The 16,600-nt window shown below is 49.0% G+C and carries 17 protein-coding genes; 14 read left to right on the top strand and 3 right to left on the bottom strand.

The annotated features are described in order from the left end of the window. The first annotated feature begins 24 nt into the window (after positions 1 to 24). Together EDM54_RS04685 and EDM54_RS26370 are read left to right on the top strand one after the other, a co-directional pair. Positions 25 to 1,656, top strand: a complete 1,632-nt coding sequence (locus EDM54_RS04685) for a peptide ABC transporter substrate-binding protein (protein ID WP_122957847.1) — start codon at positions 25 to 27, stop codon at positions 1,654 to 1,656. Between the two features lie 80 nt (positions 1,657 to 1,736). Beyond that, positions 1,737 to 1,901, top strand: a complete 165-nt coding sequence (locus EDM54_RS26370) for a hypothetical protein (protein ID WP_155808004.1) — start codon at positions 1,737 to 1,739, stop codon at positions 1,899 to 1,901. Between the two features lie 137 nt (positions 1,902 to 2,038). On the opposite strand, the gene EDM54_RS04680 is transcribed toward EDM54_RS26370, so the two are convergent. Further along, entirely contained in the window at positions 2,039 to 2,461 is a 423-nt protein-coding gene (locus EDM54_RS04680; RefSeq protein ID WP_003390153.1) for an SRPBCC family protein, read from the bottom strand. After that, the gene (locus tag EDM54_RS04675) at positions 2,458 to 2,784 is read right to left on the bottom strand and encodes an ArsR/SmtB family transcription factor (protein ID WP_003390152.1); all 327 of its coding nucleotides are present in this window, start codon (positions 2,782 to 2,784) and stop codon (positions 2,458 to 2,460) included. Before EDM54_RS04675 ends, EDM54_RS04680 begins: the two co-directional genes overlap by 4 nt. Before the next feature lie 493 nt (positions 2,785 to 3,277). Here EDM54_RS04675 and EDM54_RS04670 point away from each other — a divergent pair, with 493 nt between their 5' ends. Next, on the top strand, positions 3,278 to 3,697 hold the full coding sequence (locus EDM54_RS04670; RefSeq protein WP_003390150.1) for a VOC family protein: 420 nt from the start codon (positions 3,278 to 3,280) through the stop codon (positions 3,695 to 3,697). Positions 3,698 to 3,796: 99 nt separating this feature from the next. Here EDM54_RS04670 and EDM54_RS04665 read toward each other — a convergent pair whose 3' ends face one another. Further along, the gene (locus EDM54_RS04665) at positions 3,797 to 5,074 is read right to left on the bottom strand and encodes an erythromycin esterase family protein (protein ID WP_031933190.1); all 1,278 of its coding nucleotides are present in this window, start codon (positions 5,072 to 5,074) and stop codon (positions 3,797 to 3,799) included. Between the two features lie 404 nt (positions 5,075 to 5,478). Between EDM54_RS04665 and EDM54_RS04655 the strand changes: the two genes are divergently transcribed. From EDM54_RS04655 to EDM54_RS04610, 11 genes are all read left to right on the top strand, one after another. After that, positions 5,479 to 6,570, top strand: coding sequence for a YncE family protein (locus EDM54_RS04655; protein WP_122957846.1), 1,092 nt, complete (start codon positions 5,479 to 5,481; stop codon positions 6,568 to 6,570). A gap of 87 nt (positions 6,571 to 6,657) precedes the next feature. Further along, positions 6,658 to 7,065: an ankyrin repeat domain-containing protein gene (locus tag EDM54_RS04650; RefSeq protein WP_227277873.1), complete on the top strand. Its 408-nt coding sequence runs from the start codon at positions 6,658 to 6,660 to the stop codon at positions 7,063 to 7,065. A gap of 150 nt (positions 7,066 to 7,215) precedes the next feature. Continuing rightward, positions 7,216 to 7,899: an SOS response-associated peptidase gene (locus EDM54_RS04645; protein WP_003390143.1), complete on the top strand. Its 684-nt coding sequence runs from the start codon at positions 7,216 to 7,218 to the stop codon at positions 7,897 to 7,899. A gap of 427 nt (positions 7,900 to 8,326) precedes the next feature. Then, the gene (locus EDM54_RS04640) at positions 8,327 to 8,608 is read left to right on the top strand and encodes a sulfite exporter TauE/SafE family protein (RefSeq protein ID WP_122957844.1); all 282 of its coding nucleotides are present in this window, start codon (positions 8,327 to 8,329) and stop codon (positions 8,606 to 8,608) included. Positions 8,609 to 8,629: 21 nt separating this feature from the next. Further along, positions 8,630 to 9,832, top strand: coding sequence for an NAD(P)/FAD-dependent oxidoreductase (locus EDM54_RS04635; RefSeq protein WP_003390141.1), 1,203 nt, complete (start codon positions 8,630 to 8,632; stop codon positions 9,830 to 9,832). Between the two features lie 87 nt (positions 9,833 to 9,919). Continuing rightward, a complete protein-coding gene (locus EDM54_RS04630) occupies positions 9,920 to 11,353 on the top strand; it encodes an MBL fold metallo-hydrolase (RefSeq protein WP_122957843.1) in 1,434 nt (477 codons plus the stop codon). Between the two features lie 197 nt (positions 11,354 to 11,550). Continuing rightward, complete coding sequence (locus tag EDM54_RS04625) at positions 11,551 to 12,432, top strand: MalY/PatB family protein (protein ID WP_307723544.1); 882 nt, start codon at positions 11,551 to 11,553, stop codon at positions 12,430 to 12,432. Then, a complete protein-coding gene (locus EDM54_RS27320; protein ID WP_327925947.1) occupies positions 12,333 to 12,722 on the top strand; it encodes an aminotransferase class I/II-fold pyridoxal phosphate-dependent enzyme in 390 nt (129 codons plus the stop codon). Before EDM54_RS04625 ends, EDM54_RS27320 begins: the two co-directional genes overlap by 100 nt. A 22-nt stretch (positions 12,723 to 12,744) precedes the next feature. After that, a complete protein-coding gene (locus tag EDM54_RS04620; RefSeq protein ID WP_122957842.1) occupies positions 12,745 to 14,148 on the top strand; it encodes an L-cystine transporter in 1,404 nt (467 codons plus the stop codon). Positions 14,149 to 14,313: 165 nt separating this feature from the next. Continuing rightward, entirely contained in the window at positions 14,314 to 14,868 is a 555-nt protein-coding gene (locus EDM54_RS04615; RefSeq protein WP_003390136.1) for an RNA polymerase sigma factor, read from the top strand. Beyond that, a complete protein-coding gene (locus EDM54_RS04610; RefSeq protein ID WP_003390134.1) occupies positions 14,865 to 16,553 on the top strand; it encodes a DUF4179 domain-containing protein in 1,689 nt (562 codons plus the stop codon). Before EDM54_RS04615 ends, EDM54_RS04610 begins: the two co-directional genes overlap by 4 nt. Positions 16,554 to 16,600 lie beyond the last annotated feature (47 nt).

The raw sequence follows: 16,600 nt of genomic DNA, 5'->3' as shown, positions 1-16,600 counted from the left end.
AGGAGAACAAGGAGGAAATCATCGATGAAAAAAGGATTGCTCGCTTTTGCCGCACTGCTGGCGCTCGCCGTGCCTGCGCTCTCCGCATGCGGCAGCGATAAGCCGGCTGCGTCTTCCGATCAACAGACGGGGGCAGCCGTCAAACAAGTCATGACCGCCAATCTGCGGGGTGAACCGTACACATTGGACCCGGCATTCGCTTCCGATACCACCTCGTACTGGGTGATCGACCATCTGTACGAAGGACTGTACCGCTACGGCCAAAACGGGGACATCGTGGAAGGCGCAGCCGAAAAGGTGGAAGTCTCCCCGGATGGCAAAACCTACACGTTTACCCTGCGCCCCGAGATGAAATGGTCGAACGGCGATCCGGTAACGGCGCATGACTACGAATACTCCTGGAAGCGTGTGCTGAACCCGCAGACTGCCGCCTATGAACCATCTGCGCTCTACTACATACAAGGCGCGGAGGCGTACAACTCGGGCAAAGGCAGCGTGGATGACGTGCAGATCAAGGCAAAGGATGACCGCACACTCGTCGTCAGACTGAAAGACCCCATCACCTATTTCCCGAAAATCATGATGAGCCGCGCCTATCTGCCGGTGAACAAGAAAGTTGTGGAAGCGGACAAAAACTGGGCAGCGGAAGCGAAAGGCATCGTGACCAACGGCCCGTACACCGTGGAGAGCTGGGACCACAACAGTCAGCTGACCATCGCCAAAAGCCAGAGCTACTGGGAAAAAGACAAGGTAACGATGGAGACCGTCCACTTCAAGATGGTGAACGAAGCGACTACCTACTACCAGATGTTCAAAACGGGAGAGCTTGACCTGATCGACTCTTTGCCAATCGACGTGATTGAGCAGGAAAAGGGAAAAGAAGAGTACAAATCGTTCCCGGACTACAGCATTTATACGTACACGTTTAACGTAGAGAAAGAGCCGTTCACCAACGCGAAAATCCGTCAGGCCTTTTCCTACGCAATCGACCGGGACATCCTGACGGCAAACGTGACCATGGGAGGCCAGCTCCCGGCGTACGGCTACACGCCATTCGGGGTGAAAACTCCTGCGGGCAAGGACTTCCGGGAAGAAGTGGCGCCATACTATCAGTTCGATCCGGCCAAGGCGAAGCAGCTTTTGGCGGAAGGCTTGAAGGAAGAAGGCTGGACAGAGCTTCCGCCGATTACGCTGAAATACAGCACGGCGGAAAACCACAAGAAGATCGCCGAAGCGCTGCAGGAAATGTTCAAGAAAAACCTGGGCATGCAGGTGAAGCTGGAAAATCAGGAGTGGAAAACCTACATCGATACGTTCAAGCAGAAAAACTTCCAGATCGCCCGCATGGGGTGGAACGGCGATTACCTCGATCCGCTCGCGATGCTGGAGCTGTACACGGGGAAAAGCTCCCGCAACTTTACCAACTGGGCCAATCCGAAGTTTGACGAGCTGATCGAAAAAGCGAAGGTCGAACAAAACGAGGAAGCGCGCATGAAGCTTCTGCACGACGCCGAAACCGTGTTGATGCAGGATATGCCGGTCATCCCGATCTATTTCAACAACGAAAACTACCTCAACAGCAAAAAGATCGAAGGTATCCGCTTCAGCGTAACCGGGACACCGGATCTGCGCGGGGCAAAAAGATTGGCTGAGTAACCTCACGGACCCGGAATAAAATCCCTCAGAGGCACTCATAGTAAGAAGGGTGTTTACCGCAGAACAGGAGGGGGACAGACATGTCCAGACCGAACAACAAAAAGCCGAATGATCAGCAGCGGGAGTCGCAGGACTTTTTGGCAAAGCAGGGGGATCGAGTAGAGGGCGAGAGCGAGCTGGTGAAGCGGATGTACACGGAAAACGTGGAGCCGGTCGCTTCCGTCCAGCGAAACGAGATCGAATAAACGAAACCAGCGTGGTCGAAACGTCTGAGGGGCCATGGCATGGCACAGCAAAAAACCGGAGCGATTACGTGCTCCGGTTTTTGCTGTTTATCGCCTCGATACGGCTGTCGCCATTGATGCATAAATATTGAATGCGCTTATTGTTCCAACACCTTTTCAAGCTCGCCGCACCATTTGGTCCAGCCATACTTAGCTCCACCCAGTGCTTGGGCATTTGAGAATCCGGTTTGTTCGAGATGAAGGTTAACCTTTCCGTCCCCTACATCCTGCAGCGTCCAGGTGATCGTATGCTTCTCCTCTCCGCTGCCCCAAGTATAGGACAATCGGTGTGGTGGCTCCACGATAAGCACTTCGCCTTCAACAATTCCATCCCAATATTCGTTCGGTTCCGTACGAAACTGAAAACGGTGTCCTACGACGGGTTTAAAATCATTTTCCATTGCCTGACCGGTGTGGATGTTGACCACCCACTTGGCAAGCTTGCTTGAATCGGTCAAGGCGGTCCAAAGCTTCTCCATCGATGTCTTGTACTGAAAATCCAGGGATAAGGTTAAACTCATTCTTCTTCCTCCTCTAATAGTTGGCTCAAGCGCAACATATTCGTACTCCAGAACTTGCTGTAGAAAGCCACCCAATCTTGAATTTCTCTGAGTGGAGAGGCGTTCAGCCTATATCGCGTTTCTCTGCCGACTTTTCGATCAAGTACCAGTCCGGCCTCTTTCAGGACTGTCAAATGCTTGGATACCGCTGTACGGCCCATTTCAAAATGCGTGGTTAACTCATGAAGCGGCATCTCCTCTGCCTCTGCCAACAGACGAATCAATCGGCGCCTGGTTGGATCTGCAATCGCGTCAAACACATCCCGCTGGTTGTTCTCGTTCACAGCTACCCGCTCCAAAAAATATGATTTTATGTAGGAGAAATCTATGGTGTACTAAGGGACAGCCGTTGATTTCACCACCTCCTTACAGTATGCAACTCTTCGGACGCAGTGTCCACGAGGCGATATTTCGTCAGCATGCACTTTTTTCAATCTTTTTTCCTCTGACTGGGTTTCTACTTTCGCAGTTGTTTCCGTACCAATAAGCTTGCTCATTGGTTTTCTTCTTTTAATTGGTTCAAGTCAAACTTATTCAGATTCAAACTTTACAAAATGAATAAATCGTCATTCGGACACCAAATGGTGTCTGTTTTGATAATACGACACCATTTGGTGTCCTGTCAAACAGTATTTTTTGCACCACAGCTTGTTTGAATGAGAGGCTGATAAATGAGCAGAAGAACCAATACAATGTTTGGGTTATTGAAGATAGCAATTGAAAAGAAATCAACGCATTTGATAAAAGGTATGATGGGAAAAAAGGAGCTGATCTAGGATGACAGTAAAACTTACCCCTTATGTAAATTTGGAAGGGAACGCAAGGGAAGCTATTCAGTTTTATGAACAAGCGATAGGTGCCGAAGTCCTCACCATCATTACTTACGGTGATATGCCGGAAATGCCTGATACTTTTACGGATGAGGTAAAGAATCTTGTGGCACACGCAAAGCTGCGTGTGGGTGAAACGGAACTCATGTTTTCCGATGCTCCAACCGGTTCGTCTATTCCCAAGGGCAAACAGGTAACCATTTGCCTTTCAACGAATGACGTGGAAAAATCAAAACGATTTTTTGAAGCCCTGCAGCAAGGCGGTCAAGTGAATATACCATTTGAAGAAAACTCTTTTAGCCCAGGGTTTGGCGATGTAACTGACAAATTTGGCGTGACCTTTCAAATTTATACGGAAAGCAGATAGAATTAGGAAAGAGAATGCCTTTTTTGCATCAGCAAAAAGGGCATTCTCTTTCTTTAAACTACGGTATGATCAGCAAGGAACCCGACAATTCCCGCTCCGTTACTCTTTTAACATTACCGAAGGAGTAGCAGTCCGCACGAAAATCAGCGCATCAAAAGCTTTCGCCGGAACCATCTGCAACGTATACATCTTTTCCATTTTTTCATACAATCCGCTAAAGACTGCTCCGATGGCACTGATGGGCTGCGTTTTATTCAGGTAGGCGGTGAAACTTTCATTATTTTTGGCCTTTGCAAAATCTAGGAATCCATCCTGCATGTTTGTCTGTGCAAACAGTACAGCCAGCCGATCGTTGCCGCTATTTTTTACATGAAACTCCTTTCGCTCATTGGTAAAGGCGTCATTGGCAATAAAGGAGCTTTCGTAAAATTCACTGCCGATGGCGTAATACTGGTCCCCAAAGGCTTTGGCGAGATGGGCCCCCATGCAAGTGGCTGTTCCTGCGGTAGTGGAGGTTTTTTCAATGTGTCCATTATGTCCGGTGATGAACAGTTTTTCGCGACCGTAATATTTCTTTTCGTAGGACAAGACCCACTTCACTTTTTCCGCCATATAGAAATCGCGGGTATTGCTATAGTTGGCATTGGTTCCGCGAAGAGTAGCGTTTTGCTTGATCGCCTCGGCAAAGGCCAGTGCCAGCTCATATTCTCGCTCGGAGCTTTTGGCGATATAAACGGATTTATTTTCTTTCATACGCTCCATCAGGCTTTTCATATGGGAGAGCCCGTCTTGTACGGTGGCTTTCTTTTGATCATACACTGTCTTGTCATTCAGATTCGCAAGTGCCGTCTCATACTTGGAGGCAAGTGGCGGGTCCACCTTTTTCAAGTAGGAGAACAGCCCGTTTTTGTTGTGGTCATAGCGCTGCATGTCAAACCCGTAAAAATGAATTTTGTCTTTTGCATCCCGATGCTCGTTATAGGAGCGCATCCAGGAGAGAAGGGCTGCCATTTCTTGCGTATTGTAGATGGTAAATCCGATTGCCTTTGCCGCATCTTGGGCAGTTCCGCTGCCTCCCAGTATGTATTCGTTGACCTTTTGCCCTCCGCCAAAATCGCCTTCGATGGCGAATACGCGATATCCTTGCTTTTCTACGAGATGCTTGAAAATATCCAACTTTAGCATCGTAAATTGCTTGTTGCCATGTGTAGCTTCCCCAAACCCGATAATGGTTTTCGAAGGAAGCGCCATTTTGGAAACAGGGACGAGGCTGGATTTCACCGACTGTTGCAACGGGTTGGTGGATACCGCTTGGAAACCTGTCAGTACACTCATCATGATGAGCAAGCTCATGACGATCAAGAGGTTTTTTTTCATATCGTTCTCTCTTTCTTGAGTTGATCCTTGCTTTGATAAAAGATGACAACCGCATATGTCATCTTCCTTTTGGATTGATAGAAACGTACAAGGCTCATCTAATGGTTTTTCTTGCCATTTACATAATTATACTCTTTTCGGATACGTTTAACTACATTGAATTAATTTTATCCCAGTTCCAGTTTCATTTTTCGTCCCCGCGGAAAAGGGTTTTTGTGGAATTTGCGGAATAGTCAAATGAAAAGTTGCATTATCCGTTAGATGATCAGTCCGGCTAAGTAATTTTTTGGATGATTTATACAGTTCGTTTCACGCCAGAATCTTCGCTCAGGTAGTTGCGTTCTATAATGGACCGAAGCCATTTTGCCTCTGTCCGTTTCTGTATGATCGGAGGGAGTTCCCAATTGAAAAAATACATGCTGTTTCTGCTCGTATCCATCCTGTTCATAGCAGGCTGCCAGAATACGGATGAAATGCCTTTGCAAAATAAAACACCGCATCTGGCAGTCATCAAACAAGCGGGGAAATCCAATGTTGTTACTTTGGATAAAGACTACAAAGTAGTAAAGGAGAAGAAAATCGGCAAATTCCTGATCGATGCACAGATCGATGGGCAAACGCTGTATCTGATTGATCCAGGAATTGAGGAGCCCAGAAAAGACCTGTACGCCGTGAATCTATACGACCTTTCGTACGAAACATTGACCCTGCCCTACATTCCGCAAAAGCTTTTTATTCACGATCGAATCGCGTATATTGCTTCATCCGTGGAATCCCGAAATGTGGGTTTTCATTTCATGCTTGTCGATCTCGACACTTTTTCTCTCATCGAGACGCTAACCGTACCTGGGGCCGTGCGCTCTATGATCCCGGCAGAAAACGGCATAACGATGTACGTGAACTCAGGCGGGGCGCATAATTATGGGCAGTATGCAAAAAAGGTCCAAATTGGCAAAGCCGAGACGGGCAAGTACCAAATCATAACCATGAACGATATTCCGGAAGAACTTCCGCCCAATGGCGTTGTTCCATTTCAGGATCACTATATAGCTGTCTATGCCGGGTTCGCCAAAGGACCTAAACCGAAGTGGGTGAAACGTCTGGAATCCTATACGAGCAAAATGAAGGTGCTGAATCCGAAAACAGGTTCTGTCTTGCAGGAGATCACTTTGGAAGAAACCTTTCCTCAATCCATTGTGCGAAAGGGAGACATAGCCTTCGTTAATCATTTTACGGACTTGGACATGACGGGGGACACGATCTCAGTCTATGACCTGAAAAAAATGGAGCTGAAAGCAAAGCTGCAATCCCCAACGCCTTCCTCTATCGCTTTGGATGGTTCAAACCTCCTTGTCTCGAATATGACACAGGGGACCCTATCGGTGTTTGATACTGAGGAGCTTAAACAGAAGCAACAAGTGGCAGTTGGCGAGTGGCCTTCCAAAGTGCTTGTCGTTCCAGAAAGGAATAAGCAAAGCAGCCTTTCGTTGAAATGACTCTGTTACGTAAACAGGATGCAAAGAGTTAGGCTTGCTGCTGCCATATACGTTCATAGGGGTTGTCTATAAAGAATGAGGTGCGATATGAATAAACGATATTTGATTTTTGCCCTATTCACTGTGCTTGTTGGAATCGGTTTATTTCAATTTTCCGCTGTTTTTCACCTCGGGCAAACGAAGAATTACAATGACAATTACGATGAAACCTTCAACCCAAATGAGTTCATCCGTGCTGCACAAAACGGCAATGTGGACGAGGTAAAGCCGTTCATCCAGAATAATATGAATCCCGATGTTACAGACAATGATGGAAGAACGGCGCTTTTACATGCTGTCATCGGGAAAAAGCATGAGGTAGCGGAGTACTTGCTAATGAACAAAGCCGATCCCAATATCAAAGATTTTTATGGAGACTCGCCGTTAAAAATCTCAAGGGAAATAAACGACGCAAAGCTCACAGAGTTATTAGAGAGAAATGGGGCAAAAGAATAGCGGGATTATGAAGAAAAAGCGCCTTCGGGGGCTTTTTTGTTATGTACCGGAGAGTAGGAGAGGGGATGACACGTCTAATCGCTCCCGTGCTTCGGGGAGGGGGTATTTTTGTTGGGAATGAGGAATGCTGGTGGCAGGAGGGAATTGCCTATGTGCGGGCGCTTTACGCTTGTCACCGACCCGGAGAAGCTGATGAGCCGGTTTCAACTGCAGGAAATCCTGTTCGACCTAAAGCCGCGGTACAACATCGCCCCCGGCCAGCCAATTCCGGCCATTCTAGCTGACGGAGGGCGCCAAAGACTCGGACAATTGCGCTGGGGGCTTGTTCCGTCATGGGCTCAAGACGACAGGAACAGTTATAAAATGATCAATGCGCGGGCCGAGACTTTAACCGAGAGGCCGGCTTTCCGAAAGCTCTTTGTCCGCAAGCGCTGTCTCATTCCGGCTGACGGCTTTTATGAATGGAGGCAAACGCAAAAAGGCAAGCAGCCCATGCGCATTATGATGAAAAATGAGGAACCGTTTGCTTTTGCCGGTCTCTTTGATACCTGGACAAATGCAGATGGGGTGAAGCTTCATACCTGTGCAATCATTACGACCAGTGCCAACGAGGTTGTCGCAGGCATCCATGACCGCATGCCCGTTATTTTAAAGGGACCTGAGGAGGAAGCAATTTGGCTGGATCGCGATACATGCGACTCTGAATTGCTGAGGTCGCTTCTCACTCCTTACGATGCGGCGCAGATGCGAGCCTACCCTGTCTCCCATATTGTCGGAAGTCCAAAAAATGATGTAGCGGAGTGTATACAGGAAATTGCCGAACCGGCGTGGTAGAGCCCGTTCCCGTTTTGGGAGAGGCGAGGTATAAGATTTGCAAGGTCACCTGAAAGGGTGGCTTTTTTGCGTAGCTTCCCGAATCTCTGCCTGCCTTTTGCCAACAATGCCAAACCGTTGTCAGTGTTGCAAGAGGCTTCAAGCTCAAATTATAACTGAATATTCCATCAATTATGCTTTCAAAGCTGACAATTGCGCATAAAAGCGACAAGCGAAAAATGGCGATTTGACGGGAAAAATCGAATTGGCACGATGCTTCTTGCTATTACTCATGGTCAAGTATGTCTGAAGGGAGGGCAAGCGAGTCGGGAAGGAGGGAGTTATCAAAAGGACGGGTGTTGTCCAAAAGGCCGATGTTGTCAGAAGGAGAAGGTTGAGCAGACATCGATTCACGTGATTCTCGCAATCATGTCGTTGCTCCAATTTCATTCCGCACGCCAGGGCCGGTCATGTCCGATGGAAAACAGCGGTGATTTTTGCCATTCTTGGTGCAATAGGAGCATATTTCGGATCGTTTGCCGGTACATTGATACCTGAAAACCAATTATTGTTTTTATTTTCCATCTCGATGATGAGCATGGCTGTCCGAATGTCTATGCCAAAGAAAAAGCAAGAGGAGGCGAGTGCTGCTGGTGAGCAGGTCAATGTTTGGCGGGCCGCAGTTGCCATTTACATGCTGTTTTTCAATGCAGAGGCCTTGAATATGTGACTTTACATGGGGATGGGGTGGATGGAAATGTCAGTTGCTCACTACAAAATCGTGATTGTAGGCGGAGGCAGCGCAGGCATCTCGGTTGCAGCACGTCTTCTGCGCAAGTCGCGTGATTTGTTCGGAAAGATTGCCATCGTAGACTTCTCGACGAAGCATTACTATCAGCCATTGTGGACGCTTGCCGGTGCCGGTGTCGTTCGCAAGGAGGTTACCGAGCGCGAGGAAGCATCGCTGATCCCGAATGGCGCGAAATGGGTGCAAGATGCCGTTACTGAATTTTTGCCGAACGAAAACACCGTCGTGACCGCGTCCGGAGACAAAATCCGCTACGACTATCTGGTCGTTTCAGCGGGCATCCAGATTGATTGGGAGAAGGTAAAAGGGCTGAAGGAGAGTATTGGCAAACACGGGGTTTGCAGCAATTACTCTTATGATTACGTCGAGAGCACATGGGACAATATTCGCAGCTTTACGGGCGGCACGGCGATTTTTACCAACCCCAATACTCCCGTAAAATGCGGCGGGGCTCCTCAGAAAATCATGTATTTGGCGGATGATTACTTTCGCAAATCAGGCGTACGCTCCCGGGCATCCATCCGTTTTGTCTCCGGCGGAGCGAGCATATTCGCCGTGAAAAAGTATGCGGATGCTTTGCAGAAGGTGATTGAAAGAAAACAAATCGAGACACGGTTCAAGCATAATCTCGTTGAAATTATCGGTGATAAAAAACAAGCGGTCTTTGTGAACATGGATACCAACGAGCGTGTGATCATGCCCTATGACATGATTCATGTCGTGCCGCCGATGAGCGCCCCCGATTTTATCAAAAAAAGTCCGCTTGCGGCAGGCGACGGTTGGCTCGATGTGGATAAATACACACTGCAGCATAAACGGTTTGGGAATGTTTTCGGGGTGGGGGACTGCACCAATTTGCCGACATCAAAAACGGGCGCCGCGATCCGCAAGCAGGGGCCGATCGTCGTGCAAAACCTGCTGGCCATGATCAGCGGAAAGCCTGTTTGCGACAAATACAACGGATATACCTCATGCCCGCTCGTGACCGGCTATGGAAAATTGATATTGGCGGAATTCGATTATGAGCTCAATCCCCAAGAGTCGTTTCCCTTTGATCAATCCCGTGAAAGGCTCAGTATGTATTGGCTGAAAAAGGATTTGCTTCCCGTGATGTACTGGAAGGGCATGCTCAAAGGGATGATGTAAAACCAAACCATTCCGCACAAACGCTTTGCTTACCGATCTCTTGTCAGATCGACAAAAACTAACGAGAAGATGGATGGAGGCTGACTTATGCTGCTCAAGTATTTCTATGATGACAAATTGGCCCAGGCATCTTATCTGGTGGGATGCCAGGCTTCCGGCGAGGCCATCGTCATTGATCCTGCCCGCGATATCGAAACATATGCCAAAGCTGCAAAAGCAAACGGGGTGAAGATCGTTGGCGTGACGGAAACACACATTCATGCCGACTTTCTTTCCGGCGCACGGGAAATCGCTTCGAGATTCGGAGCTGCCTTGTACTTGTCCGATGCAGGAGGGGCGGATTGGCGCTACCAATACGCAAGCGAATACAAGCATTGCTTGCTAAAGGACGGGGACACCTTCCAGATTGGCAATCTGACGTTCGAGGTGCTCCATACGCCGGGACACACCCCCGAACACATATCGCTGCTGTTGACAGATGGCGGTTCTTCGGCAAACGAACCGATCGGGATTTTCACAGGGGACTTCGTGTTTGTCGGTGACGTGGGGCGTCCAGACCTTTTGGAAAAAGCGGCAAAGGTAAGCGGCTCCGCTGAGGAGATGGCACGGAAAATGTTTCACTCGCTGGCGCGATTCAAAAAACTCCCTGACTATCTGCAAGTCTGGCCCGGGCATGGGGCGGGCAGCGCGTGCGGCAAGGCGATCGGGGCCGTCCAATCGTCCACGGTCGGCTATGAGAAACGGACGAATTGGGCGTTGCAGCATGAGCATGAAAATGATTTTATCCAGGAATTGCTGGCGGGGCAGCCCGAGCCGCCAACCTATTTTGCGATGATGAAGCAGCTCAATAAAATGGGCCCACAACTGGTGCAAGAGATAGCAGCTCCGTTGCAAGCAGAGGCTTCATTAGACGCAGTAGAGGCATGGGTGCAGCAAGGCATGGTTGTCGATACCCGTCCGGCAAGCATGTTCGCCCAAAGGCATTTGCCGGGAGTCATCAATATTCCTTATGACCAATCATTCGTCACGTGGGCTGGCTGGCTGCTCGACTATGATCGGCCCATCTACCTGTTGGCCGACAAGCAGTCCGTTCCAGATATTCGAAAGGCTTTGCAGTCAATCGGATTGGACCAGGTCGCTTCCACGATGGATCTGGATGTGTTCGAGCTCCATGATGACTCGAAGTTCGCCAAATACGAGGAGGTAACGCCAGAGGAGGTAGGGGAGCAAGTACAAATGGGACAGATATACGTTCTAGATGTCCGTTATGCAAAAGAGCATGCTGATGGCTGTATTCCCGAAGCGAAACACATCATGCTTGGATACTTGCCGGCAAGCATTCAGGAATTGCCCCGTGACAAACCGATCCTGGTCCAATGCAAATCAGGGAGAAGATCCGCCATCGGGGTGAGCCTTTTGCAGGCACACGGCTTCAAAAATGTTCGGAACTTGATCGGCGGCTTTGACGAATGGGTGAAACAAGGGCTTCCCATCGTAAGGCGAGAGACAAGGAGAACCTAATCGAACATGGACCAGGTAGGTTTATGAGCACGATGCTGCCACTCGGGATCGAGAAGCCTGTCTTCGCGAGTTTGGCAGGTCTGTATCAGTGGCTCTGGCCGATGAAAATAGACGGTTGCCAAAAGGGAATGGCTGCCTGCTTTTTTACAGGCAGCGCAACAATAAAATGAAAGCGCCATCATGGGGAGGTTAGGTACATGCACTACGATTTCGATCAAGTCCACAACCGATTTCACACTGATTCGATCAAGTGGGACAGAACGGAAAAGCTGTTCGGTGACAAAGATATCCTGCCCATGTGGATAGCCGACATGGATTTTCGCTGCCCTCTGCCCGTCATTGAACGTCTGATCAGCAGGGCGGAGCATGGAATTTTTGGCTATACAGCGAGGTCCGACAGCTATTTTGAGTCGTTTGCCGGCTGGGTGAAACGCCGGCATCATTGGGAGATCAAAAAAGAATGGATACGCTGCAGTCCAGGCATTTTAACAGCATTGAGCATCATTGTCCAAACCTTTACGGAGCCGGAAGACAAAGTGATCATTCAGCCGCCGGTGTACCATCCCTTTCCCGGTATTGTGCAAAAAAATAACCGGGAGCTGGTGCTAAATCCGCTGATGCTGAACAATGGCCGGTATGAAATGGATTACGACGATCTTATCGGCAAAATCGATCTAAAGGTAAAGATGATCATTCTTTGCAACCCGCACAACCCGGTCGGGAGAGTGTGGACAAAAGCGGAGCTTGAACGCTTGGGCAAAATATGTGCCGAGCATGACATCCTTGTAGTATCCGATGAGGCTCACTTCGATCTGATCCACAATGGACATCGCCATACGCCGTTTGCCAGCATTTCGGAGCAGTTTGCGCTTGGGTCGATTACATGCACAGCACCAAGCAAAACATTTAATATGGCAGGTCTGCAAATGTCCAACATCATCATTCCGGATCAACAGAAACGGGCGATGTTTACGAAAGCATTGGATATGCTTCATCTGAGTCTGTCCAACACATTTGGCCTGCCGAAACGGCCTACCGACACGGTGATGAATGGCTGGATCAATGCCTCGCGTATGTAGGAGACAATCTGGCTTTTCTGACAGACTTTATTGAAGCCCATATAAAGCCCATCAAAGTGATCCAGCCGGAAGGAACCTATCTGGTATGGCTCGATTGCCGCGAATTGGGAATGGATGCGAAGACACTCGAACAGTTCTTTCGAAAGCAGGCCAAGGTGGCATTGGACGAGGGCTACAAATTTGGGAAGGGAGGAGAAGGGTTTACGAGAGTGAATATCGCTTGTCCACGGTCTGTCCTGGAAGAGGGCTTGCAGAGAATGGCCAGTGCCGTTCACAAATGGGTCCAATAAACCATGAAAAGAGGGAGTCCTCATGACTGTACAGGTGCTTCTGAACATCCTGGGCATGCTGATCATTCTATTCATCCTGTATTCCATGCAAAAGAGGTTCGCCTCTTTTACCAAGCGGGTGTTTGCCGCATTGGGCCTGGGAATACTGTTTGGCCTCTTGCTGCAATTTGTCTACGGATCAGGGTCTGAAGTGATCAAGCTGTCCGTCGATTGGTTCAACATCGCGGGGAATGGCTATATCAAATTGCTGCAGATGGTTGTCATGCCGCTCGTGTTCATTTCGATCCTGTCCGCATTCACGAAAGCGACGCTGTCGCACAATATCGGCAAAATCGGGGGCTTGATCATCGGGTTATTGGTTGGCACGACTGCGATTGCTGCGGCAATCGGCATAGGGGCATCGCTTGCGGCCGATTTGCAGTCCTTGCAGCTGGATCAGGGAGCGAAAGAGGTCGCCCAGTTGGAGAAAATCGAAAAAACATTGGGGAATCTTGAGAACATGTCCGCACCGCAAAAACTGGTAGAGCTCCTCCCCGGCAACCCGTTTCTGGATCTGACGGGAGCGCGTCCGACATCGACGATTGCGGTCGTGATCTTCTCCGCCTTCTTGGGCATGGCTTATCTGGGAGTGAAGCGGAAAAAACCGGACCAGGCCGACATGTTTGCGAAGATGACCGACGCCCTTTACACGATCATCATGAGAGTCGTGACATTGATTCTGCGACTGACTCCATACGGCGTGCTTGCCTTAATGACAAAAATAGCGGCGACGAGTGATCTGAATGCCATTTGGCGGCTTGGCAAATTTGTGCTGGCTTCGTATGTCGCTCTGCTCATTATGTTTGGTGTTCACCTGCTGCTTATTGCGCTCTCTGGCTTAAATCCTTTGACCTACGTAAAGAAAGCGATCCCTGTCCTGACCTTTGCCTTTACCTCGCGTTCCAGTGCAGGCACCCTGCCGCTAAATGTCCAAACACAGCACAAAGAATTGGGCGTCCCCGAGGGAATCGCCAATTTTGCAGGATCATTCGGAATTTCGATCGGACAAAATGGATGCGCCGGAATTTATCCGGCCATGCTGGCAGTCATGGTCGCACCTGCGGCAGGGATCGACGCGACGAGCCCAACCTTTATTTTGACCTTGATAGCCGTCGTGGCCATCAGTTCCTTTGGTGTTGCAGGAGTAGGGGGAGGAGCAACGTTTTCGGCGCTTATTGTCCTCTCTACGATGAACCTGCCAGTGGCACTGGTCGGGCTGCTTATCTCAATCGAGCCGCTGATTGATATGGCACGGACAGCCGTCAACGTAAGCGGGAGCATGACAGCAGGATTGCTTACAAGCAAGGTTACGAAACAGTTGGATATGGGGATTTACGGGAAACATGCAGGCGCCGAAGATAGCATTCCGCCATTGCAAAATCTGTAAGATCAAAAAGAGTAGAATGTAAAGGCTGTCCGGGATCATCCCGGCAGCTTTTTTGTGTCAGGAAAGAAAAAAATGCGATTTTTTTCCTCCATTTTCCGTCGTATATACATGTACAGCAAAAAGGCGACCGCTGCGCAGCGACCTTTTTGAATGGGAGGAGAACAGATGCAGGACGACAAGATGATCGTGGACGAGGTCCTCCGAGGCAACAAAGAGGCCTTTGCTCAGATCATACAAAAATATAATAGGCGAATCACGCTTCTGATCCGCAAGATGTTAGGGCAGCCGCCCCATGAGCAAGACATCGCTCAAGAAATATTTATCAAGGTGTACTACCATCTGGGCGACTACAACAAAAGCTACGAATTTGGCGCATGGCTGTACAGGATCGCGACCAATCATTGTTTCGATGAACTGCGAAGCCGAAAACGGTCGATAATGGTTACGAACACAGAAGTGGAGCTGGCCACCAGTCATACGCCCGAAGCGGAGTACCTTGTCAAAGAGCAAAACTCTTATTTGCAGGATCGGATAAAGGCTTTGGATTCGAAGCATCGTGTCGTCCTGGAAATGCGGTATCTCCAGTACATGAGTTATGAAGAAATCAGTAAAAAGCTGGGTGTTCCGATCAGCACGGTTCGTACGCGTTTGTCCAGAGGGAAGACAAAACTGAAGGAAGCGCTGACGAGAAGAGGCAAAGGAGGGGACTGCTATCTATGACATGCCTGGACAAAGACATGCTGGATGCTTATCTGGAAGACTCACTTTCTTTGCGGGATAGACAAAACGTACAAAATCATCTGCTCACCTGCTCGGCTTGTCAACGGCTGTTCGAGCAGTATTTGGACGAGTCGGGTACGCTTGGGGAGCAGGAAAAATGGCACACCGATGCAGTCATTCAGCAAGTCATGGAAAAGGTCCCGCCTCATCCCCTGAATGTGTTGAGACGGATCGATAGACACCGAGCCCAGAAAATAGACTGGAAAAAACGGAGTGTTGCTTTGATGAAAAAAACGACGATGGCTGTAGCAGGACTGGCTGTGGTTGTGGCTTTGGGAACACTTGTGTCACCGACTTTCGCTTCGTATGTGAATGGACTGTTCTATGCAGCAAATCCGCTGAAAGGGCCGTATACCGATACCGAGAGCGTTGTCAGCTTGTATTCAGAAGAGCAGACAGATAAAGGAGCTCTCGTAGCTGCCGAGAAGGGATATGTAAAGCCCCTTAACCTGAAAGTGACGGATCAGGGCCTGACCATGGAAATGAAGGCAGTGTTGGCCGATTCTGCTCGAATCATGGTTCTGGGTTCGCTTGCCGACAAGGAGGGGAAAAAGCTGGATACCTTCTGGCAGGACCAGTTCAGCAGAATTTCCAGTGAAAATGTGGAAGAGTATCGAGTCATCCAGTTAAAAGACAAAAATGGGCGTGTCTTGAACCCGCCTAATTCAAAGCTTCCAGATTCATTTCGATGGATGCCTCTGCCAAACGGTGAGAATTTTGTAATCGGACGTGATTTTGCAGAGCTATTTGACGATCGGAGCAGGCTGCCGGACGAAGCGATACTCGAAGTACGGGTAAAGCAATTGGGAGAGACGAAAGGGAGCTGGAACTTTGATATCCCGATTGATCTGCGACCGGCAAAAGCAGCGACAAAAACGGTCTCCGTCCAGCAGAAGCTCACGACACCGCAAGGAGAATGGATCGATCTGAAGGAAGCTCGTTTTAGCCCAAGCGCGGCTCAGCTGCAGTTTGCCGTCAGCGAGGGGACCGGCCGGGACAAAGGTGTCCGGTACAGCCTGATTGATGAGCAGGGAACGGTTTTGGCTTCTTGGGACGACTTGCATGTGATTTATCCCGGTGAAGAGCTGAGCAGCAATGTCATACCGGGTTTAAGTCGAGGTGGAATGTATAATGCAGGACGTTTGCCCTATAAAAACGTCTGGGTTCATTCCTTCGCTCCGATTGATCACACAAAAAAAGTAACAATGAAACTGGATGCTGTCTATACAGCAGAAAAAGCTGATTTTCGTGCGAAGCTTTCGATTGCTGAACTGGATAAAAAGCCAGTGACGGTCACAGAGGAAGGAAATACGTTTACGTTTACACCCGTCAAAAAGCAAGAGCGTGGGGATGATACCATTTACATCATTGATATGGAAGGCACTTTGGCAAAGGATGTTGTGGGTGTTGGGAAAAGCTGGATGGCAACAGACGAGAAGGGAGAGTCCAACGCTCTTTTACTCAGTCCCCAAATAACCATCGCAGAGGACGGAACAAGGAAGCTGAATGCCCAGATTAAGATCAGGACGAAAAATAAAGACGTGAAAGAGTTCACGATCACGTATGATGAGAAAATCAAACAGCATGATGTAAAATGGGAAGTTCCGATCCAGGTAGAGCAATAGCAACGAAGCCTTTCTTCAACCTTTCAAACAAGGGTGGAAAAGTTTAT

It is taken from the genome of Brevibacillus borstelensis (assembly GCF_003710865.1).
GTDB classification, from domain to species: Bacteria; Bacillota; Bacilli; order Brevibacillales; family Brevibacillaceae; genus Brevibacillus; species Brevibacillus borstelensis.
This window is presented reverse-complemented; position numbering and strand designations above follow the sequence as displayed.